This window comes from Synechocystis sp. LEGE 06083, from assembly GCF_015207725.1.
Taxonomy (GTDB): Bacteria; Cyanobacteriota; Cyanobacteriia; order Cyanobacteriales; family Microcystaceae; genus Synechocystis; species Synechocystis salina.
Genome location: NZ_JADEWJ010000377.1, coordinates 1 through 2,775, shown reverse-complemented (window position 1 = coordinate 2,775; position 2,775 = coordinate 1). Strand labels below are relative to the sequence as shown.

Annotated in this window: 3 protein-coding genes; all 3 read right to left on the bottom strand. The window is 41.3% G+C overall.

Going from position 1 to position 2,775, the window contains the following annotated elements:
• Window positions 1-1,127: polysaccharide pyruvyl transferase family protein (locus IQ219_RS18760; RefSeq protein WP_194073614.1), on the bottom strand; the 1,127-nt coding region annotated here is incomplete at its 3' end.
• 58 nt (window positions 1,128-1,185) lie between these two features.
• Window positions 1,186-2,364, bottom strand: coding sequence for a sulfotransferase (locus tag IQ219_RS18755; RefSeq protein ID WP_194073613.1), 1,179 nt, complete (start codon window positions 2,362-2,364; stop codon window positions 1,186-1,188).
• The coding region (locus IQ219_RS18750) for a glycosyltransferase (RefSeq protein WP_194073612.1) at window positions 2,364-2,775 on the bottom strand (412 nt) is incomplete at its 5' end. The genes IQ219_RS18755 and IQ219_RS18750, both read right to left, overlap by 1 nt.

The window sequence follows — 2,775 nt, the reverse complement described above, 5'->3', positions numbered from 1 at the left end:
CTAACATTATTATCAATTAGGAAAGATTTTGTTAACAATGCCTTTTTCTTTCTATTTTTATCAAAAGCTGTAAAATCCCAGCTTTCAAAAATATCAAAAACATCTTTAGCTTTTACTCCATTACTAAACTGGTCAGCAGGTGCACACGGTATATGCATGCTTTCGCAAAGCTCTTTAGTTCTTGTATCAATATAAAGACAAATAGCGGGGGTACCCGCCTGTATTGCAGCCTGAATGCCATGAATCCTAGTGCCTACCACAAACCCTTTTTTGGAAAGATCTATAAACCATTGAGCTACCGAGGTATACACAGTGCTTTTTGATAAAAACCAAGCAACCATCTGATGCTTATCAAGATTAGGAAACCAGCGCCTCCTAATTAATTCAACCTTGTCTTCCTCATCAGAAACATCAAAACCTAAAGACAACTTAATCAAGGTTTCAGGGTGTTGAATAATATAATCAGCAGATTCTTTATCTACTAGATCAATCAAAGACCTTTCTAGTAATGAGTATTTATCTTTGAAAGGATTACCTGCAGAAACTGACATAGTCTTCTGCATTTCCTCAAAAGAAGTGCTGTCGTATTTCCTTCTTATTTCAGCACCCAATGATTCGCTAGGATTGATTAAAAGTGAGGGGCAGCCAAGGATCTCATAATTATTTGAAAAACCAAGCCTATCTAAAACTTTTGCAGTAACATGACCTCTTATAGATATATTCCGCGATTCTTTCCCATTCGTTACACGATCTAACCATTCCACAGTTCCTGAAGGCACATGCTTTTCAGGCGCATCATCATTTAAGTCAAACTGCCCACCTAACCCTAATACCACTATTGGCTTTTCAACACCTTTTATTTTAGGGCCGCTAACACTAAGATCAACATGCTTGCCCAGATGATTTGCCATTGGGAGCAATAAACCTTTTGTATTATTGTTCTTATTTATAACTCTACAGTCACTCCCCCAAGAGAAATTATGTGATGTTGTTTGGGCTACAATTTCCGCAGCGTAATTAAACAACAAATTCCCGGTGTTAAGAGAATAATTTCTTTTGAACATATTAATGTCATAAGGTACTAAATTATTTGCACCACCTAGACCCATCAATGTAAACTTTTCCATCACTTACCCTTTAAAGAAAGATTATAAATAAAACCCGATTTTAACATCTTGAGCTTCATTAGTAATATCCATTATGGTCATTAGAATACGCCCACTTCACCATCTCATCTGAACATATCTGAGAGACAGTTTCTTCAAGACCATTCATATTTTCATTACCACCTGAATAATTTGACTTTTGAGGAGATTTGCTAGCAATATAGCCATACACTTCCTCACTATCAATTTGTAGAACTTCACTCATTTTATCAACCAAGCCAGCAGCTGCTTCTCCACGCAAATCATGCTGATCAACTTCAATATACGATCCTTCCGGGAGTTTCCGCCTGATCTCTCGCCAACTCTGCATCACCTCTACCCACTGTTTTGCATGTTGCTCTACGGTAAGATGTGGGAATTTAACTAATCGAGATTTAACATTCTCGTATGCGCGCCGTTTACAAAAAACGTATTTTGCTTCTGGCCATATCTGCTGGATATTGGGAATCGACTTCAGCATGTTACGGCCAGGCGTCTTGTCAACAAAGTACCCGCCTGGCTGCCAGCTGGCATATAGCTCTTTAATTTGCTGACTCATTTTAACTTTAACAAGCGCTGGGCTAATATCATTGATAAAAGTGCCCTTGTCATTGCGAGTATGATATTTTCTGAAATACTCGCTAATGGTGTCTTCCATTTTTTTAGCAAGAAATAAAAAATGGTGCTCACCATAGTTTTTTGCGCCTAATGCCTCACGAAGCGCGTTACCCACTGCAGTTGTTCCAGCGCGCGGCGACCCTACTACGAAAATAGGCTTAATAAGCACCTCATCACGAATATAAGCGAGATCCCATAACCTAGCTTTTATATTTCGACCTTCAAGTAAACAAAACCGAAGCACATACTCATCATTTTCCAAGAAATGCAAAGGAAAATTAATTTTGTAACGTGCTTCAGCAGCTTGCTCCAGGTCAGGATACTGCTTGTGAACATCTTCACTAGGCAGAAAGCTCACGGTTTCGCACTGCAAGACCTCGCCCCCCTGGATAACTTGGAGCTGAAGAGACTGCCTTCCTTCAACAATATCAGGTACCACCCAGCCCGGTACTACCAGCGAGTCTTCAGGAGTAAAATAGCCATAGCTAGGGCCACGATAATTGTGCTTGCCAGCGAAATCATGTTGATAATCAAAAAATCCCACTCGGTAGCGGGGCGAAGAGGACACTTCTTCGGCATGCTGCTTATAAGATTCAGTCATCAAGTCACAACCTCTTCAGTTTGGGTGTAAAGATCAAGATGCTTTTCGGTAATCTCGCTCGCCTTCGGATACGCTGGCAGCGTTGTTCTAAGCTCTTCAAACAGCACTGGCTCGTCCAAAATCCGCTTTATAACGCCACTCAGAGAAACGCTGTCACGGGCGCGGTAGTTCAACCCACCCTTGCCTGGTTGCACCTTCTCTGCCATACCGCCGATATCTGGAGTAATAATCGGACGACCAAACTTAAAGGCCTCCTGAATCACTAATGGGGAGTTCTCCCACCATACCGACCCCATCACCACCCAGTCGACTTCACCCATTAGCCGTCCCATCTCATGGGGTTCATAAGGGCCATGAAGATGGACGGTGCCCTTCAGTTTCTTAAGAAGCTTGTGAATCTTATCTTGAAAC

What these genes read in the sequence shown, in the direction of transcription:
- IQ219_RS18755 (WP_194073613.1), bottom strand. Translation starts at nt 2,364, where the DNA reads ATGACTGAATCTTATAAGCAGCATGCCGAAGAAGTGTCCTCTTCGCCC.